Raw genomic sequence first — 16949 nt, 5'->3', positions numbered from 1 at the left:
TGCGTCTTTGCAAGCGCGAAACCATCCGCCCATCAATGTCGTCTTGCCATAGCCGACCGGCGCAACGATGGCCACGCTCCGATCATGCATGGACAAGGGCGCAATCGCCCGCCGCGCCACTGTGGCCGTCGTCAGGTCAGGAGGAGCCCCCTCGACTGCCGCCTGGGAGGACGGCGCAGCAAGCTGCGGCCACCGAAATCCCGCGTTGGGTTGGGTCGTGTCCTCAGACACTCAGAAGGCGCACGACGACGCTGCTTCACGCTGGAGGTCCGGCCGCCCGGAATCGCGGCAGCGACACACCAACACCGACGGGTTCGCAAACCAACTCGACAGCCATGTCGAAAGTGACTGCTGAAGGGTCTGCGCCGATGAAGGAGCTGATCATCCACGGACCTTCTTCGAGTTCGACCAGCAGCACCGCATAGGGCGTGTCCTGTTTGAAAGCCGGGCCGGGCGCCCGGTGAACCACGCTGAACGAATGCACCTTGGCGCGACCGCTGGCGGCGCGGTGCTCTAGGCGCTCGCTACCGCACTCACGGCAGATCGCCTGTTGGTAGAGCTGCACGTGGCCGCACGCTGGGCAGTGCTGCAGCAGCAGCTTGCCCTCCTGAATGCCGCGCCAATAGATGTCCGAATCTGCATCCGGCATCGGCTGTGGCTTGAGGTGGGCGTCTTTGAGGTTGATCACAGCGTGGCCTCCGTTCCCAGGATGGTGGTGGCGTTGGTCGCAAAACCGGCGCCCAGGCTATGCACCAGGCCAAGTTCAGCGCCCGCGACCTGGCGTTCACCGCAGCTTCCGCGCAGCTGGTTGACGACCTCGTAGAAATGAAACAGCGAGCCCGGCATGCCCGAGTGCGCGAACGACAGCAGGCCGCCATGGGTGTTGCAGGGGATGGCTCCGCCGTAGGTGATCTGCCCGTCCTCGACGAAGCGCCCACCCTCGCCCTTGGGGCAGAAACCGAGGTCCTCCAGCATCATGATCACCGTGCCGGTGAAGCAGTCATAGACGCCGGCCACGTCGATGTCCTTCGGCCTGCAGCCCGCCATGTCGTAGGCCCTGGCACTCGACTGCACCGCGCCCGTGGTGGTCAGCGAGGGCATCAGGAAGATGTGCTCGTGCGTGTAGCATTCGCCGCCGCCGAGGATGTAGATGGGCTTGGCAATTCCCAGCGCCCTGGCGCGCTCGGCCGAGGTGACGATGAAGGCTGCTGCGCCGTCGGAGATGAGCGAGCAGTCAAGCTTGTGGTAGGGCGTTGTCACCCAGCCGGAATTCAGCACGTCATCGACGCTCAGCGGATCGGTCATCTGCGCCCCCGGCGTGCGGCGTGCGTGTTCGCGGTGGATCACCGCCACCTTGGCAAATTGCTCGGAGGTGGTGCCGAACTCCTTCATGTGGCGATGCGCTGTCATGGCGAAGGTGTTGGCCACGGGAATGCCGAAGGGCATTTCGTATTGCTGGTCCCGGCTTTCGGTCATCGAGCGCAGGGCCAGGTCGGGCGACAGACCGGTCAGCAAGCTGTCGCCGCCCACCACCAGAACGGTCTCGGCCAGGCCGCCAGCAATGGCGGCGGCGGCGATGTTGAACAGGGTGGCCGCCGTGGCGCCGGAGACCTGCATCGTGTTGGAGAACGTCGGCTGGATGCCGAGGTACTCACTGAAGGCTACGCTGAATCGGTGAAACGGCGAGGCGAAGGCGGAGCTGGAAAGCACGCCATCGACCTCGTGCTTGCCGATGCCGGCATCGGCAAGCGCCTTGCCTGCTGCGTCGGCGGCCAGCGCGAGCGCGCTCTTGCCCGGCACGCGGCCGACGGCCGAAATGCCGGCGCCGATGATCGCGGTTTTACCGCGAAGCGTGTGCGAAGATGATACGGATTTGATGTTTGCCATGAGAGTCCTCGTTCAGCGTGCGGTGTCGAAGCCATGGAAGCTGGCAAGCGTCTCCACATCGGTTCGTTCGGTAATGAAGGCGTTCTCCGGGGCCGACAGATCCTCGTGCCCGAGGGCGATGCCGCAGGCGAGGATTTCGTGGTCACTGATCGGCAACTGGGCGCGCGCCACCTTGTGGAACCAAGCAAACGCGGCCTGCGCACAGGTGTGCAGTCCCTGCGCACGCGCGGCCACCATGATGTTCTGGATGAACATGCCCAGGTCCATGAAGCTGCCAGTGTTCAAACGGCGGTCGAGCGTGACGAGCAGCCCCACCGGCGCGTCGAAGAACGTGTAGTTGCGCAGCATCTGCCGCTCGCGTGCCGCCGCGTCGTCGCGGGCGATGCCCAGGCTGGCATACAAACCGAAACCGCAGCGACGCCGGCGCTCCAGATAAGGCTCGACCCAGGTCGTGGGGTAATACGCGTACTCGGGCTGATGCCGGTCAGGCTCGTGCGTGGCCGCCTCAATGAAGGCATCACACAGGCGCTGCCGGGCCTCACCCGCCACCGCATACACCTTCCACGGCTGCACGTTGTTGCCACTCGGGGCACGCGCCGCCACGCTCAGAATGTGCTGCACCACCGAGGAAGGAACGGAGGCAGGTAGAAACCGCCTGACCGATTTTCGGCTGCGAATCGCTTCGTCGACATGCACGGATAGACCGCCTTTCTGACTACGTAGAGCTGCGGAGAAGAAACGACGCGGTGAGAGTGCACCGCTGGACTCCAATACGACGTTCGGATAGGATTGCCCCATGAATTCTACCAAACAACCGTTTGATTGGGCGCCTTCCCCTGAACTGATGGCGCAGTCCAACCTGACCGCTTTTTTGCACAAAGTGGGCGAGTCCGACTTCGAAAACTTGAGTGCCCGTGCCGACGCCGATCCGGCCTGGCTGATGCAAGAGGTGTTCGAGTTCTGCGACTTCCGCTTCTACCAGCCCTACACGCAGATGCTTGACACCTCGCGCGGCATCGAATGGGCACGCTGGTGCATCGGCGGCACCACCAACATCGTGCTGAACTGCCTGGACCGGCACCGCGGAACGCCGGTGTGGGACCAGCCTTTCCTGGTGTGGGAGGGCGAAGACCCGAAAAACCGCAAGTCCTTGAGTTACCGCGAGTTTGATGCCGAGGTTTGCCGCCTGGCCGGAGCGTTGCAGTCGCTGGGTATTGGCCGAGGTGACCGGGTCGGCCTGTACCTGCCCAACCTGCCGGAGACCTTTGTCGCGTTCTTTGCGGTCCTGAAGATTGGCGCCGTGTTGATGCCGCTGTTTTCGGGCTTCGGGCCGCAACCCATCGTCGCTCGCCTGAACGACGGCCAAGCCAAGGCGGTGCTGACGGTGGACGGCACTTGGCGGCGCGGCACGCCCGGCGTCATGAAGTCGGTGCTGGACGAAGCCCTGCGCGAGACACCCAGCGTGCAGCACGTGATGGTGCTGCGTCACCTGGGTGAAGCGTCCCCATGCCCGATGACGCCCGGGCGCGACCACGACTGGGCCAGCCTGGTCGCCGCCCAGCCCCATGACATGCCGACCGCCGAGATGGCCTCCGAGGCCCCCGCCGTGTTGCTCTACACCTCGGGCACCACCGGCAAGCCCAAGGGCTGCATCTGGACCCACGTGAGTTTCCTGGGCTCGATGGTCACGCGCGACATGCACATCTGTGCCGATTTCAAGTCGAGCGACCGTTTCTTCTTCATGAGCGACATGGGCTGGATGGTGGGCGCCATGTGCGCCTGCATTCCGAGCTATTTCGGCGGCAGCCTGCTGGTGGCCGAAGGCACGCCCGACTTCCCCGACACGGGCCGCTTCTGGCGCCTGGTGCAAGATCACAAAGTCACCTACCTGGGTGTCGCGCCCACGCTGATCCGAAGCCTGATGCGCTACGGCGACGAAGAAGTCCAGCGCTACGACTTGTCTTCGCTGCGCATCACCTGCTCCGGCGGCGAGGCCTGGACCGAGGCGCCCTGGCGCTGGTTCTTCAAGCACATCTGCAAAGAGAAATTGCCGTTCCTCAACATCGTCGGCGGCACCGAGGTGGGCGGCTGCAACTTCACCGGCACCCTGCACCATCCCTTGCGGCCAGGCTCGTTCGGCGCGCGCGGGCTCGGCGCCGGGGTTGACATCGTCGATGAAAGCGGCCAGCCGGTCGGCGCGGGCCAGGTCGGCGAGCTGGTGCTGCGCAACCCCAACATCGGCTTCACCAAGAGCCTGTGGCGCGACGACGAACGCTACCTCGACAGCTACTGGCGCAACATTGCGGGCGTCTGGGTGCATGGCGACTTTGCGATGCGCGATGCGGACGGCCTGTTCTACATCCTCGGACGCAGCGACGACACGATTAAGGTCTCAGGCAAGCGCACCGGCCCGTCGGAGATCGAAACCCTGCTCACCGGCACCGGCAAAGTGTCAGAGGCGGCGGTGATCGGCGTGCCCGACGAGATCAAGGGCTCGGCCATCGTCTGCGTCTGCGTGCCGATGCCCGGCGTGGCGGCGGACGCGGCGCTGCAGGCCGAACTGTCCCAGGCGGTCGTCCATGGCATGGGCGCCTCCTACCGCCCCCGGCAGGTGCTGCTGGTCAGCGACCTGCCCAAGACGCGCAACATGAAGATCATGCGCCGCGTGGTGCGGGCGGTGTACAAGGGCGACAGTCCGGGCGACTTGTCGTCGCTGGTCAACCCGGAAACGGTGGCCGAGCTGCAGGGCAAACTTGCAAAAGCTTGAGCCTGGTTGTGCGCCACATCCTGCCCTGACGGGCAGGATGTGGCCCCGGATTTTTCACGCCTCTGACGATGTCGCCGCAGTATGCGACGCCGTCAGCAAATCGCAAACAACCTGCAGTTCCTCGTCGTCACGCGGCCCATAGACCATCACGATGTTCCCGGGCAGGCCATATTGACCCGCCAGCGGATGCAACTCCGCCCAGCCGTTTTCGATGACCTGGGGAACGATCTCGGGCGGCAAGGTCATGTGCAGACTGCCGTCACTGGGCGGGTGGATGTGGGCAAACTCCTTGCCGAACATGAAGGCGCCGAAGGACTGGCATCCGCATCGCGGTAAATAAAATAAAAGGCGCGCGCTCCGGGAACAGACACCTGGCTCGGACCAACTTCCACGCCGCCCAGGGACTGCCCCCTCTCGAAAACCAGCTCTTGCAGTTCTACCGGCGCATTCTGTTCAAGCTGCGTATGCGGATTGCTTGGCGTCGTCCGCGGGCGAGCGCCACGGCGCTGATGGCAGAGATAACTTGTCATGCGGTTCTCCGTCTTCGCGCTTCATCGTTTGTCGCTGCACACCTGCCGCGTGGGTTACAGGAACCCCCCCTCGGCGACAGGCGCCTACCGGCCCAGCAAGCCACCGCCACTCAGACCCCGCCTTCCTGGCCGAACCTGAAGCCGGAGACGGTGACGCCGCCAAAGAAACCTTCCTCGTGGTACACGCACACGGCTTCATCATGCCCGGCGGCACCCACCGCCACCATCAGGGGCAGCAGATGGTCTTCTTGCGGATGGGCCACGTGGGCGGCCGGCGCGTCTTGCCAGTCGATCAGCCGCTGCGCACGCTGGTGCGGCTCGGTGGTGACCAAGGTCTGCTGCAGCCAGTCGTCGAATTGCTTTGACGGCACCGCGGCGGACGGCCCCATGCGGCGCAGGTTGTGGTAGCTCAGGCCGCTGCCGACGATCAGCACGCCCTGCTCGCGCAGCGGCGCCAGGGCACGGCCGACGGCCAAATGCTCAGCCGGGTCATAGCCCGCGCGCAGTGACAGTTGCACGACCGGCACATCGGCCAGCGGGTACATCACCACCAGCGGCGCGAAGCTGCCGTGGTCAAAACCGCGCTGGGCATCAAGCAGCGCCGAGAACCTTGCGCTCTGGATCAACTGCCGCACCTGCTCGGCCAGCGCTGGCAGGCCCGGTGCCGGGTAATGGACATGGTAGGTATGTTCGGGGAAGCCAGAGTAGTCGTAAACCATGGGCGGCCGTTCGGCGGCCATCACGGTGTGAACTCGCGCTCCTCCCAATGGGCGGAGATCACGAGCACGGCCTTCGGTTGGGCGCCGAGCTGGCGTGGCATATCCCGCAGGGACTGCGCCAGACGGTCGTACATGCCGTTGGACTGCGCCATCATGTATGGCCAGGGTCCGCCGCCGTGCGAGATGAAGTAGGTCGGCAATGGCTCCGTTGTCACGGGCATGGTCCGCTCTTACAGAGCTTTATGCGTGCCGTCGCAAAGCGCGCCGTTCTTGCTTTGCTTGCAGCCGCAAAAATAGACAGTCTTGCTTTCGTCGGCGCTGTACTTGGTCGGCACGAACTCGCCGCCCTTGTGGCTGCCGTCGCAGAACGGCTGCGATTTGCTGAGACCGCAGGCACACCAGTAGTAGTCCTTGCCTTTTTCCACGTCGATTGCGAACGGCGTGGTGGCGGCGATATGCCGCTTACTCATGTTGAGCTCCTGAGGATGATTACGAAGTGATACGGCATTGGTTGAAGGCATCAACGAAAGCGCGGCTGATGGGCAGCCTCTTTGAGACTGGATGTCTACCCGACTGACCATGAGGAATAGCTTAATGTTTAATTTTGGTTAATCAATAGCTGTGTTATCAACACATCATTTCCTCACAAGAAACCATAAATGGATCGTCTGAGCAGCCTTCGCGTTTTCAGGGAAGTGGTCGAGGCTGGCAGCTTTTCCCGCGCCGCGGCGCGCTTCACCATGTCCGCTCCGATGGCCAGCAAGCATGTCGCCCAGCTCGAACGAGACCTCGGTGCGAGGTTGCTGCACAGGACCAGCCGCAAGCTCAGCCTGACGGAGGCCGGCGCGATGTACTACGCACAATGCCGCGAGGCGCTCGACACGCTGCAGGCTGCCGAAGCGGCGCTTCGGCAAAGCGCGCAGGCACCACGCGGACAGTTGAAAATCAGCGCGCCCGTCTGGTGTGCAAACCGGCATTTCGCCAGCGTACTGGCGGCCTACCGCAACACCTATTCGGAGGTGCTGGTCGACATGCGACTGGAGAACCGCAAGATCGACCTGGTCGCCGACGGCTACGACCTCGCGCTGCGCGCCACGCGCGAACTGTCCCCGGCGCTGATTGCACGGCCGATTTGTCCCGTGCAGTTCCACCTGGTCGCAACCCCGGCTTACCTGAAGCGCGAAGGCTCTCCGCGCAGACCCTCCGATCTGGCCAGGTGCAGCGCCGTGGTACCCAACTACGTGAACCTCGATGGCCTCGAAATGCAGGGACCTGCCGGCAAGGCGCGGATCAAGCTGAATGCGGTGATGCGCTCGGACGACAGCACGCTCACCTATCACCCGATGCACGCCAGCATGGGCATGGCGTTTCTCCCCGAATGGACGGTCGACGACGATCTGGCCGCGGGCTGCCTCGCGCGCGTGCTGCCGACCTACACGGTGCCCCCTTTCACGCTGTATGCGGTTTACACGAATCGGCAGTACGTGACACCCAAGCTGAGAACCTTCATCGACTTCTTCAGTGAAGCGCTTGGCGGGGGCAAGTCGTTAGCGCAACAGCCGGATCGATGAACCTAAACTGTTGCAAGCCCCGGGTGTCGATCACTTCGCCGCTGATCGTGGGCACAAAAGCGGCGGCTAAACAGACCGCACAAAATCAACGATGGACACATCGGCAGCAAGCACGCGCTGGCCGATCAACACATTCCAGTGCGCCTCCGAGCCATGCGCCATGCGCCACTCGTGCAGGCGCCGGGTCAGCAATTGCAGGTCGTATTCTTCCGCAATACCGATAGCGCCGTGCAGTGCATGCGCGATGGAGGCGACCAGAACCGCCGCCTCACTAGTGCGGGACTTGGCCATCGCTGCGGCGAGCAGGGACGGTGCCGCAGCGTCGGTGTGGAAGGCCGCTTCGGCTGCCATCGAGGCAGCAGCCACATGTTCGGCCATGACGCTCAACTGGTGCTGCACCGCCTGGAACTTGCCCAGGGTTTTGCCGAACTGGATGCGGTCATTGCAGTGTTTCAATGTCATTTCGAACACACGGGTCATGGCCCCGCTGAGCAGGGCGGCGTGCAAGGCCGCCGCGAACGTCGGCAGCAGCGGGCCAGCGCCGGGCACGTGCGTCGCGACGCGCGCATCGGACCAGCGCAGGGTGGCCGTCAGGCTCCCGTGCACGCCGCTTGCTTCACGCTGCGCCGCTGCGCAATGCAGCAGCAACAAGGCATCACCATCTTGGGCCAGCACGAAATCCGCCAGCATGCCGTAAGGTGTGAATGAGCACACGATAGCGCCACCGGCCTCGCGCCGCAACGCAGCGCCCAGCGTAATCATGCCGCTGGGCATCGCAAACTGCGACCCCAGCAGCGTTCGCGCCACAATTGTCTGCGCCACCGGCACCGGCACCGTGTAGCGGCCGAAGCTGCACAGTATCGGGAACAGATCGGCCAGCGGGAGGCCGGCACCGCCAGCGTCCTCGGACGCCAGCAGTTCGTGGAAGCCGGCACCTTGCAGCGCCTGCCACAGCTTAAGCGGCGAGCCGCCCGCTTCAATCGCGCGCACCACGGCGGGCGTGCACTGGTCCTGGAGGATATCTTCAATCGCTTGTGCAAACATGGAATGCTTTCTTTTTCAGCGCAGACCCAGACCGCGCGCGATCATGCCGCGCAGGATCTCGCGCGTGCCGCCGCGCAGGGAATAGGTGGGCGCCATCTGGCTCACATAAGCCACGGCGCGGTACAACTCGGCATCGACCAGGGCGTCCGGGTCCATGGCGAGGGCGGCTTCGATCACAGAGGGAATGCTCTGCTCGAATTCGGTGCCAATGTCCTTGACCAGGGCCGCTTCGACCAACGGGCTTTCCCCGTTGACGAGCTTGGCTGTGACGGCGATCGACATGTTGCGCAGCGTGGCCAGGTGCGTGGCGAAACGCCCGATGGTGGCGGCATGGACCGAGACCGCCGGTGTCTTGCGCAGGCAGGTGATCCAGTGCTCCAGCAGCACGATGCTGGAGTACACCCGCTCCGGGCCGCTGCGCTCGAAGGCCAGTTCGGCATTGACTTGCGCCCAGCCGCTGCCTTCATGGCCGATCAGCGCGTCGTCGGTCAGCAGCACGTTGTCGAAGAACACTTCGGAAAAATGTGCATCACCCGCCAGGTCACGGATCGGGCGCATCGTCACGCCGGGCAATGCCAGATCGACAATGAACTGCGACAAGCCTTTTTGCCGGTCCTGCGGCTCGCCCGACGAGCGCACCAGCGCGATCATGTAGTGGCAGTGCTGCGCGTTGGTGGTCCATATCTTGCGGCCGTTCAGCCGCCAGCCGCTTGAACCGTCAATTTGGCAGCGCGTGGCACGCGTGCCGACGCTGGCGAGGTCGGAGCCGGCATTGGGCTCACTCATGCCGATGCAGAAAAACGCCTCGGCGGCGCAGATTTTCGGCAGGTAGAACTGGCGTTGCGCCTCCGTGCCGAACTTGAGGATCAAGGGCCCGCTCTGGCGGTCGGCGATCCAGTGCGCGGAAACCGGGGCGCCGGCGGCCAGCAGTTCTTCCACCAGCACGAAGCGCGAGAAGGCGTCCAGGCTGGCGCCACCGTATTGCGCCGGCAAGGTCACGCCGACCCAGCCCCGTGCGGCCAGCTTCTTGCTGAAAGCGGCATTGAAACCCATCCATGAACGGGCCCGGATGTCGGCGGGCATTGGCTCAAAGCTGGATTGGAGAAAGGCCTTCACCTCGGCGCGAAATGAATTCGTCCCGGCGGGCAGGGCGGCGAACCGGAAAGCGGACAGCAGGTTGTTCAAGAAATTTTCCTCCGAGGGGTTCATTCACCGCCGAGTTGAGGCGCCGCCCCAGGCGATACATCAGATCGGGCTGCGCTCCACCAACTGGGCGGAAATGATCAGGCGCTGCAATTCGTTGGTGCCCTCGCCGATGCACAGCAGCGGCGCATCGCGGTAGTAGCGCTCGACATTCATTTCCTTCGAGTAGCCATAAGCCCCGTGGATGCGCAAGGCCTCCATCGAGTTCTCGACCGCCGCCTCGCTGGCGAACAGCTTGGCCATGCCGGCTTCCATGTCGCAACGCTGGCCGGCGTCATAAGCCCGCGCGGCCTGTTCAACCAGCAGACGCGCCGCCTCCGCCCGGGTGGCCATGTCGGCCAGCTTGAGTTGGATCGCCTGGTGTTCGCAGATCGGCTTGCCGAAGGTGCGACGCAGTTGGGCATAGGCTACCGACTCCTCCAGGCAGGCGCGCGCCACACCCACGCCGCGCGCAGCCACATTGATGCGCCCAAGTTCCAGTCCGCCCATCACGTGCTTGAAACCCTGTCCCTCCACGCCACCGGCCAAGTTGGCGGCCGGCACGCGAAAGTTGTCGAACACCAGCTCGGCGCTGTCGATGCCCTTGTAGCCGAGCTTTTCCAGCTTCTTGGTGGACGTGAAGCCCGGGCCCTTCTCGCAGATGAACAGGCTCATGCCGCGATGGCGCGGTTGCGCTTCGGGGTCGGTCTTGACCAGCACGGCAAAGACCTGGCCATGGATGCCGTTGGATATCCAGGTCTTGGTGCCGTTGATGACGTAATGGTCGCCGTCGCGGCGCGCCACCGTGCGCACCGCCTGCAAGTCGGTGCCGCAATCGGGCTCGGTCAGTGCCAACCCGCCGCGCAGTTCGCCGCTGGCAAAGCGCGGCAAAAAATGCTGGCGCTGCGCCTCGGTGCCGTTGCGCTGCACGCAGGCGGCCATTATGAGGTGCGAGTTGATGATGCCCGACACCGACATCCAGACCCGCGCGATGCGCTCCACCACCTTGGCATAGGTGCTGGCCGACAGGCCCAGGCCGCCGTACTCCTCGCGGATGATGCAGCCGAACAGGCCCATCTCGCGCATGCCGGCCACAATGTCGGCCGGCCATTCGTCGGCATGCTCGAGCCGCTGCGCCACCGGCTTGATCTCGCGGTCCACAAAGCGTTCGACGGCGTCGAGCACCATATTTTCTTTTTCGGCATCAAAGGCCACGGACTGGCTGGTCGTCATCAGAGGGTTCCGGAAGTGTTGGAATGGGTCAGGCTCTGCGCCAGGACGGCGGCATCTGGGGCGCGGTCGGCCGTCAGCAGCGCGTCGAGCAGGCGTAGCGCCTGCTCGCGCGGCAAGGTCAGTAGCGCATTGCCCATGAATTTGGCTTCGATGTCAGCGGCCGTGATGGGGCGCCCCGGCGCGCCGCGGTGCGCGGCCTCGCGGTGGCGCAGCTCGCGCCCATCGTGCGTGCGCACGCGCAGCTCGCCGGAAAAGAAGGTGGGGTAATCGGCATCGGGGTCGGCCGCGTGTTCGATGCGGTCAGCCAGCGCCTGCACCTGCGGGTCGCTCAGGTTGGCGGCATCCAGTTCGGCCAGCCCCAGCTCGCCGCGCAGCAGGGCCAGCGCGACCAGATGGTGAATGCTGAACTGCGATTCATAGACGTTGGCCGGTCGCCGCTTGGCCGCCACCGGCTCGCACACCACCGGGTGCACCCCTTGCGGCAGCAGCACCTGTACCGAAGCGATCTCGTCAGTGCGCAGACCGGCCGCGCGCAGCGCCAGCGCGGCATCGATGCTGGCGTGCGTGAAGTGGCAGGTTGGATACAACTTGACCGCCACATCCATCAGTTCCCAGCGCTCGCCCAGGCCGCGCGCGCACAAGGACAAATCGGCGTTTAGGCCGCGCGCGGCCAGGTGACTGGCGTACAGACCAAAGCGGCCTTCATAGGGCTGCGACGGGCCGCGGAATCCGGCACCGGCCAACGCCGTGGCGGTCAGCCCGCTGACACCGGCCCAGCCCGAGTGCATGCGCTTGGTCCAGGCGCCGTCGCTCAGAAATTCCATGCTGCCTGATGCCATCGACAGCACCACGCCTTGCGCGTGCTCAAGGCCCGCCTGATCCAGTCCCATCAGCTTGCCGGCCGCCAGTGCGCACCCAAAAGCCCCCACCAGGCCAGTCGGGTGAAAGCCCACGTCGTGGAAGCGCCCCTGGGCCGCTGCACCCAGACGTGCCGCCACCTCGATCGCCAGCACATAGGTCATGATCATCTCGGCCCCGCTGGCATGCCGCTGCGCCGCCAGACCCAGCGCCAGCGGAAAGGCGCTGGCGCTGGGGTGGGTGATCGCGCCGGGGTGGGTGTCGTCGAAATCCAGCCCGTGGACCAGGATGCCATTCATCAGCACCGCATCGCGCAGCGGCAGGGGGGCAAAGGCACCCATGACGGCGCTGTCACCCGCACCGCCCAGGGCGTGCAAGCCGCGGTAAGCGCAGTGCGCGAAGTCGTGCTGGGACGAAGCCAAGGCGATGCCCAGTGCGTCGAGCATCAGCAGCTTGGCCTGTTCGACTACGGCTGCGGGCAGCATGTCTGGCGTCAGGCCGTGCGCGAAGGCGGCCAGTTGGGCGGCGATGCTGGGGGCAGGGAGGGTTGTCGTGTCGGCTGGCATGTGGAATAACCTTACTTGTATTCTTCGTATCACTCAGAGTGTGCCAAGCGCGGCAAGAGACTGGGCGTATTGCTTCTGCTGGTCCTGACCGCGGTTGACGCTGCCCCCGACCGGCCGCAGCAAGCCGTCGCGCAGGCCGTAGACCAACCCGTGCACCTCGACTTGCTGCCCGCACTCCCAGGCGCGGCGCAGGGTGGTGGTGCGGCACACGTTGCTGACCTGCTCGATCACGTTCATCTCGCAAAGCCGCGCAGCGCGCTCGTCAACGCTGGAAATGCCGTCGAACCGATCAGCGTGTTTGCGCGCCACGTCCTCCAGATGGCGCAGCCAGTTCTCGGCCAGACCGGTGCGGCGCTGTTCTATCACCGCCTGCACGCCGCCGCAGCCGTAGTGGCCCACCACGAGAACATGCTCGACCTTCAACACCTCGACCGCATACTGCAGAACCGTCAGGCAGTTCAGATCGGAGTGCACCACCAGGTTGCCGACGTTGCGGTGCACGAACACCTCGCCAGGCCGCAGGCCCAGAATTTCGTTGGCCGGCACCCGGCTGTCGGAACAGCCGATCCACAGGTAGCGCGGCATCTGCTGGTGCGCCAGCCGCTCGAAGTACTGCGGATCTTCCGCAGCGCAGCGCGCCGACCAGGCACGGTTGTTCTCCAGCAGAGGGGCCAGGCTGGACATGGCATCTCCACGGAGCGACATCAACGCCCCTTCCACACCGGCTTGCGCTTCTCGGCGAAGGCACGCGGACCTTCCTGCGCGTCCTCGCTGGCGTAAGCGGCACGGTAGATGTTGTGGGCCAGCGCCATACCGGCCTCGCAGCCGGCGCTCATCGCCGTCATGATCGATTCCTTGCCCGCCATCACCGACAGCGGCGCGTTGTCGCGGATGCGTTCGGCCAATGCGGTGGCGCGAGCGCGCACGGCATCCGGCGTGTCTTCCAGGTAGTTGATGAAACCGAGCCCATGAAAGGTTTCGATCGGATACAGGTCGCCGGTCAGCACCATCTCCATCAGCAGCGGCTGCGGCAGCATCCACAGCAGGGGAATGGCCCACGGGCTACCGCGCCCGGCGATGCGGGTTTCGGTTATGCCGACCTGCGTGCCCTTGAGGCCGACGCGCAAATCCGAGTTCAGGCTCAGCATCATGCCGCCGGCAATCAGGTGCCCGGTCATGGCCGCGATGATGGGCTTGGCCACACGGCGCTGGCGGCCATGGAACGGGTCCTTCATCTTGGTCAGGATGTCCACGCCTTCTTCCTTCTTGACACGCGAAGCCTCACGCAGGTCGAGCCCGGCGCAGAAGGTGCCGCAGTCGGCAGAAGTCAGGATTGCCACGCGTACGTTTTTGTCGGCATCGACTTCACCCCACAGATCGTGCAGCCGGTTGGCGGCGGCCGGTGACAGCGCGTTACGCATCTCGGGGCGATTGATCTTCACGGTGGCAATGCCATCGCGCACTTCGTACAAAACCGTTTCTGCTTCACTCATATCCTGATCTCCTGTTAAAAAATTGCTTGCTCTGCACATACGAACGCTGATTCGTCAGCGCCTTCGTCGCATGATTCACTCCGTGACCGATTTCACGCGTTGTAGACCATGTCACCTTCTCTTCGTGCGGCTGCTGAACGCACAAGCTCTTGCGTCAACTGCTCCATCCAGCGGTCGATGGGAACAGAAGGAACAAACCTCTGGTGAATGAGCTGGAAGTAGCGGGTGTTGGCGGCCCAGTTGACAAAATCGGCAAAAGGCAGTTGCTGCTGATCCAGCAATTTGAACTTCAGCAACACCTTGACTGCGTGGTGCGCATGTCGGTCAGGGCTCTTGACAAAGGCGTTGAGGCGCGCGCGCGCGTAGGCCAGCACCTCGGCGCGGTAGCGGAATACCGGGCCGTGGCCAGGAATGACCCAGCACGGGTCAAGCCGCTCGATCAGGTCGAAGGTGGCGGCCACTTCGTCGAATGCGGCGTCGCCCTCAAGCTCCGGAAACACCACGCCGAAGCCTTTTTCCCACAAGGCATCTGCCGAGATCAGGGTTTGGGACTGCGGCTCAAACAGAATGACTGAATGGGGATCGTGGCCCGGCGCCGCATGAATTTGCCACGCCGTGTCGGCCAGCTGAATTTCCGTGCCAGGTAAAAGAAGACCATCGAACTTGAACCGGGGGCAGTGTTGCCCGGATGGCACATAGTTCAGGGCGACGGGGTCCCATGACGAGACAAGTGATGCATGGCCTGGCGGAATGAGGGTTTGAAGTTCTGGGTAATTGCCCTGGAGGACGGCATTGCCGCCGCAGTGGTCGCTGTGTAGATGCGTGTTGAGCAGCAAGTCCAGCGGACCCTGCTGCAAAGCGGCGCTGACCAGCCCGGTCGTTAGTTCCGCGTGCGTGCTGTAGCCACTGTCAACGAGTGCGCTGGACTGTGCTCCGATGAACAAAATATTGTTCGAGGACAGCCAGCCGCGCTCAAAAACCTGAATACCGTTCGGAAGTTGGATGCCGGTCATGGGCCGTCTCGGGCACGTCATTTTGAGCGGTGGATAACACCAGGTTTGCAAAGAGGGGCGCGCATGCTGGATTTGCTGCCGCTCATTCCGCGGCGCCCTCGGACTCAACCACGGCCACCACCAGGCCGCGCTCGACCATCTGCCCGGGCTGCACCGACAGCGAGCGCACCACGCCATCGTGATCGGCGTTGATGCGCATCTCCATCTTCATCGACTCCATCGTCGCCACCACGTCGCCGGCACGTACCCGCTCGCCAACCTCCACATGGGTCTTCAGGATCATTCCCATCATCGGCGTGCGCAACTGTCCGCTGGCCTGGCGGCCAGTGGCGACCTGGCTGAGGTAGGAGGTCACGCCGATGGCGTGGGCGGTGCCGCCGCTCTGCACAAACACGGTATCGTCGCTGCGCACGATGGTCAGTACCTCATGACAATCCCCTATGCGCAAACGCCAATCGCTCCCGGCGCTGGCGGTCAGCGCCAGGCGAACCCGTTCGGTGCCGATTTGCACCGTTACTTCGGACTCGGGCGAGACGGCGCCGAACCGGGCTTCGTGTGTTGTTCCTCCCGAGCGCAGCAACAGCGCCGGAACCGGCGTGAGCCGATCGTCGCCAGCGTGCATCTGCCAACCCGTCACGTCCAAGGCCGACCAGGCTCCGAATGGCTTGCTGCTGCGCCGCGCATCGAGCAACCACCAGGCCGCCGCTGCAGCCAGCCGCTCCAGCGGCGCGCTACCCGTGCCCTGACCCCCCTCTGCCAGCACCTCGTCAATCAGACGGGTGTGGAAGCTGGCGTCCCGCGTTGCAGGCAGGGCCAGCAGACGCTGCAGAAAAGCGCAATTGGTTTCGACGCCGTGCACCTGGGTTTCGCCCAGCGCCCCACTCAGACGGTCCAGCGCAGCCTCGCGCGTGGGCGCATGAACGATCAGCTTGGCCAGCATCGAGTCGTAGTAGGGCGTGACCACCATGCCGGCCCGCACCCCCGATTCAACCCGCACACCCGAAGTCGGGAACCGCACCGCGATCAGTTCACCGGTGGATGGCAGGAAATTTTGCGCTGCGTCTTCAGCGCAGACCCGCGCCTCAATCGCGTGGCCGCGCACCTGCACTTCGCTCTGACGCAAGGGTAATCCCTCGTTGGCAGCGATGCGCAGCATGACCTCCACAATGTCGATACCAGTCACCTCTTCAGTCACCGGATGCTCAACTTGCAGCCGCGGGTTGACTTCGAGAAAATGGTGACTGTCGCCCTGCACGATGAATTCCACCGTGCCGACACCGCGATAGCGCAGTCGCTGCCCCAGGCGCACCGCGTCACCGAGCATCGCCTCGCGCAGCGCCGGGGCGAGATACACCGCTGGAGCCTCTTCGATGACTTTCTGATGGCGCCGCTGCAACGTGCATTCGCGCTCGAACAGGTGAATCACTTCGCCATGGCCGTCGCCGACAATCTGCACCTCGATGTGGCGCCCGCGCTCGACAAAGGCTTCGACGATCAACGCCGCGTCGCCAAAGGAACTTTTGGCTTCGCGCATGGCCGCCTCGATGGCCTCCATCAACCCGTCCAATTGCTGCACCACCCGCATGCCCTTGCCGCCGCCACCGGCGGCCGCTTTCAGAATCACTGGCAGTGGCAGGCCGCGTACGGTGGCCGCCACTTCTGCCGCGTCGCGGCTGGGCAGCTCGCTGCCGCCGAGCACGGCCACGCCAGCGGCGCGCGCCTCGCGCTTGGCCGACGCCTTGTCGCCCAGGCGCTCAATGACCTCGGGCGTCGGGCCGATAAAGACCAGGCCGGCCGCCTCGACCGTGCGCGCGAAGACCGCGTTTTCGGCCAGAAAGCCAAAACCAGGATGAATGGCCTGCGACCCGGTCCGCCGGGCCGCATCGATCACCGCATCGATGCGCAGGTAGCTCTCGGCTGGCGTTGCCCCACCGATTTCGATCGACTCGCCGATCAGGTCAACGTGCAGCGCATCGCGATCAGCACTCGAATGCACACCGGCCACTGCAATACCGAGGCGCCGGCAGGTGTGTGCAATGCGGCAGGCGATTTCGCCGCGGTTGGCGATCAGGATTTTTTTGAACAT

The 16949-nt window shown here is 64.4% G+C and carries 15 protein-coding genes and 1 pseudogene; 2 read left to right on the top strand and 14 right to left on the bottom strand.

Annotated features, from left to right (window positions below):
* Positions 1-256 precede the first annotated feature (256 nt).
* The 3 genes from BSY239_RS13875 to BSY239_RS13865 are packed head-to-tail and all read right to left on the bottom strand — an operon-like array spanning position 257 to position 2583.
* Positions 257-688: a Zn-ribbon domain-containing OB-fold protein gene (locus BSY239_RS13875; protein ID WP_083239972.1), complete on the bottom strand. Its 432-nt coding sequence runs from the start codon at positions 686-688 to the stop codon at positions 257-259.
* A complete protein-coding gene (locus BSY239_RS13870) occupies positions 685-1887 on the bottom strand; it encodes a thiolase C-terminal domain-containing protein (protein WP_069047323.1) in 1203 nt (400 codons plus the stop codon). Before BSY239_RS13870 ends, BSY239_RS13875 begins: the two co-directional genes overlap by 4 nt.
* 12 nt (positions 1888-1899) lie before the next feature.
* The gene (locus BSY239_RS13865) at positions 1900-2583 is read right to left on the bottom strand and encodes a nitroreductase (RefSeq protein WP_069047322.1); all 684 of its coding nucleotides are present in this window, start codon (positions 2581-2583) and stop codon (positions 1900-1902) included.
* 100 nt (positions 2584-2683) lie between these two features.
* Here BSY239_RS13865 and BSY239_RS13860 point away from each other — a divergent pair, with 100 nt between their 5' ends.
* Complete coding sequence (locus tag BSY239_RS13860; protein ID WP_069047321.1) at positions 2684-4654, top strand: AMP-binding protein; 1971 nt, start codon at positions 2684-2686, stop codon at positions 4652-4654.
* A 54-nt stretch (positions 4655-4708) separates the two neighbouring features.
* On the opposite strand, the gene BSY239_RS22710 is transcribed toward BSY239_RS13860, so the two are convergent.
* From BSY239_RS22710 to BSY239_RS13845, 3 genes and pseudogenes are all read right to left on the bottom strand, one after another.
* Positions 4709-4954 carry a luciferase domain-containing protein gene (locus tag BSY239_RS22710; protein ID WP_083239971.1) on the bottom strand — a complete coding sequence of 82 codons (246 nt, stop codon included), beginning with the start codon at positions 4952-4954 and terminating at the stop codon, positions 4709-4711.
* A gap of 340 nt (positions 4955-5294) precedes the next feature.
* A pseudogene (locus BSY239_RS13850) lies at positions 5295-6055 on the bottom strand (DODA-type extradiol aromatic ring-opening family dioxygenase).
* Between the two features lie 78 nt (positions 6056-6133).
* Positions 6134-6373, bottom strand: coding sequence for a CDGSH iron-sulfur domain-containing protein (locus BSY239_RS13845; protein WP_069047320.1), 240 nt, complete (start codon positions 6371-6373; stop codon positions 6134-6136).
* A 189-nt stretch (positions 6374-6562) separates the two neighbouring features.
* Between BSY239_RS13845 and BSY239_RS13840 the strand changes: the two genes are divergently transcribed.
* Complete coding sequence (locus tag BSY239_RS13840) at positions 6563-7474, top strand: LysR family transcriptional regulator (protein WP_069047319.1); 912 nt, start codon at positions 6563-6565, stop codon at positions 7472-7474.
* Between the two features lie 66 nt (positions 7475-7540).
* Here BSY239_RS13840 and BSY239_RS13835 read toward each other — a convergent pair whose 3' ends face one another.
* The 8 genes from BSY239_RS13835 to BSY239_RS13800 all read right to left on the bottom strand — a co-directional run bounded on the left by BSY239_RS13835 (position 7541) and on the right by BSY239_RS13800 (position 16949).
* Positions 7541-8518: an acyl-CoA dehydrogenase family protein gene (locus BSY239_RS13835; protein ID WP_069047318.1), complete on the bottom strand. Its 978-nt coding sequence runs from the start codon at positions 8516-8518 to the stop codon at positions 7541-7543.
* 15 nt (positions 8519-8533) lie between these two features.
* On the bottom strand, positions 8534-9703 hold the full coding sequence (locus BSY239_RS13830) for an acyl-CoA dehydrogenase family protein (RefSeq protein ID WP_069048990.1): 1170 nt from the start codon (positions 9701-9703) through the stop codon (positions 8534-8536).
* Positions 9704-9763: 60 nt separating this feature from the next.
* Positions 9764-10933, bottom strand: a complete 1170-nt coding sequence (locus BSY239_RS13825; RefSeq protein ID WP_172823114.1) for an acyl-CoA dehydrogenase family protein — start codon at positions 10931-10933, stop codon at positions 9764-9766.
* Positions 10933-12357: an MmgE/PrpD family protein gene (locus tag BSY239_RS13820; RefSeq protein WP_069047316.1), complete on the bottom strand. Its 1425-nt coding sequence runs from the start codon at positions 12355-12357 to the stop codon at positions 10933-10935. Before BSY239_RS13820 ends, BSY239_RS13825 begins: the two co-directional genes overlap by 1 nt.
* 33 nt (positions 12358-12390) lie before the next feature.
* Complete coding sequence (can, locus tag BSY239_RS13815) at positions 12391-13041, bottom strand: carbonate dehydratase (protein ID WP_034694598.1); 651 nt, start codon at positions 13039-13041, stop codon at positions 12391-12393.
* Between the two features lie 20 nt (positions 13042-13061).
* Positions 13062-13850 (bottom strand): enoyl-CoA hydratase/isomerase family protein, encoded by a 789-nt coding sequence (locus BSY239_RS13810; protein ID WP_069047315.1) that lies wholly within the window; start codon positions 13848-13850, stop codon positions 13062-13064.
* Between the two features lie 92 nt (positions 13851-13942).
* Positions 13943-14863: an MBL fold metallo-hydrolase gene (locus BSY239_RS13805; RefSeq protein ID WP_069047314.1), complete on the bottom strand. Its 921-nt coding sequence runs from the start codon at positions 14861-14863 to the stop codon at positions 13943-13945.
* An 82-nt stretch (positions 14864-14945) separates the two neighbouring features.
* A complete protein-coding gene (locus tag BSY239_RS13800; protein WP_069047313.1) occupies positions 14946-16949 on the bottom strand; it encodes an acetyl/propionyl/methylcrotonyl-CoA carboxylase subunit alpha in 2004 nt (667 codons plus the stop codon).

Origin of the sequence: Hydrogenophaga sp. RAC07 (assembly GCF_001713375.1) — a bacterium.
Lineage (GTDB): Bacteria > Pseudomonadota > Gammaproteobacteria > Burkholderiales > Burkholderiaceae_C > Hydrogenophaga.
This window is presented reverse-complemented; position numbering and strand designations above follow the sequence as displayed.

Excerpts from the sequence above, each read along its gene's own strand:
- BSY239_RS13870 (WP_069047323.1), bottom strand. The coding sequence starts at position 1,887 with ATGGCAAACATCAAATCCGTATCATCTTCGCACACGCTTCGCGGTAAA.
- BSY239_RS13860 (WP_069047321.1), top strand. The coding sequence starts at position 2,684 with ATGAATTCTACCAAACAACCGTTTGATTGGGCGCCTTCCCCTGAACTG.
- BSY239_RS22710 (WP_083239971.1), bottom strand. The coding sequence starts at position 4,954 with ATGTTCGGCAAGGAGTTTGCCCACATCCACCCGCCCAGTGACGGCAGT.
- BSY239_RS13845 (WP_069047320.1), bottom strand. The coding sequence starts at position 6,373 with ATGAGTAAGCGGCATATCGCCGCCACCACGCCGTTCGCAATCGACGTG.
- BSY239_RS13840 (WP_069047319.1), top strand. The coding sequence starts at position 6,563 with ATGGATCGTCTGAGCAGCCTTCGCGTTTTCAGGGAAGTGGTCGAGGCT.
- BSY239_RS13835 (WP_069047318.1), bottom strand. The coding sequence starts at position 8,518 with ATGTTTGCACAAGCGATTGAAGATATCCTCCAGGACCAGTGCACGCCC.
- BSY239_RS13825 (WP_172823114.1), bottom strand. The coding sequence starts at position 10,933 with ATGACGACCAGCCAGTCCGTGGCCTTTGATGCCGAAAAAGAAAATATG.
- BSY239_RS13820 (WP_069047316.1), bottom strand. The coding sequence starts at position 12,357 with ATGCCAGCCGACACGACAACCCTCCCTGCCCCCAGCATCGCCGCCCAA.
- can (WP_034694598.1), bottom strand. The coding sequence starts at position 13,041 with ATGTCCAGCCTGGCCCCTCTGCTGGAGAACAACCGTGCCTGGTCGGCG.
- BSY239_RS13810 (WP_069047315.1), bottom strand. The coding sequence starts at position 13,850 with ATGAGTGAAGCAGAAACGGTTTTGTACGAAGTGCGCGATGGCATTGCC.
- BSY239_RS13805 (WP_069047314.1), bottom strand. The coding sequence starts at position 14,863 with ATGACCGGCATCCAACTTCCGAACGGTATTCAGGTTTTTGAGCGCGGC.
- BSY239_RS13800 (WP_069047313.1), bottom strand. The coding sequence starts at position 16,949 with ATGTTCAAAAAAATCCTGATCGCCAACCGCGGCGAAATCGCCTGCCGC.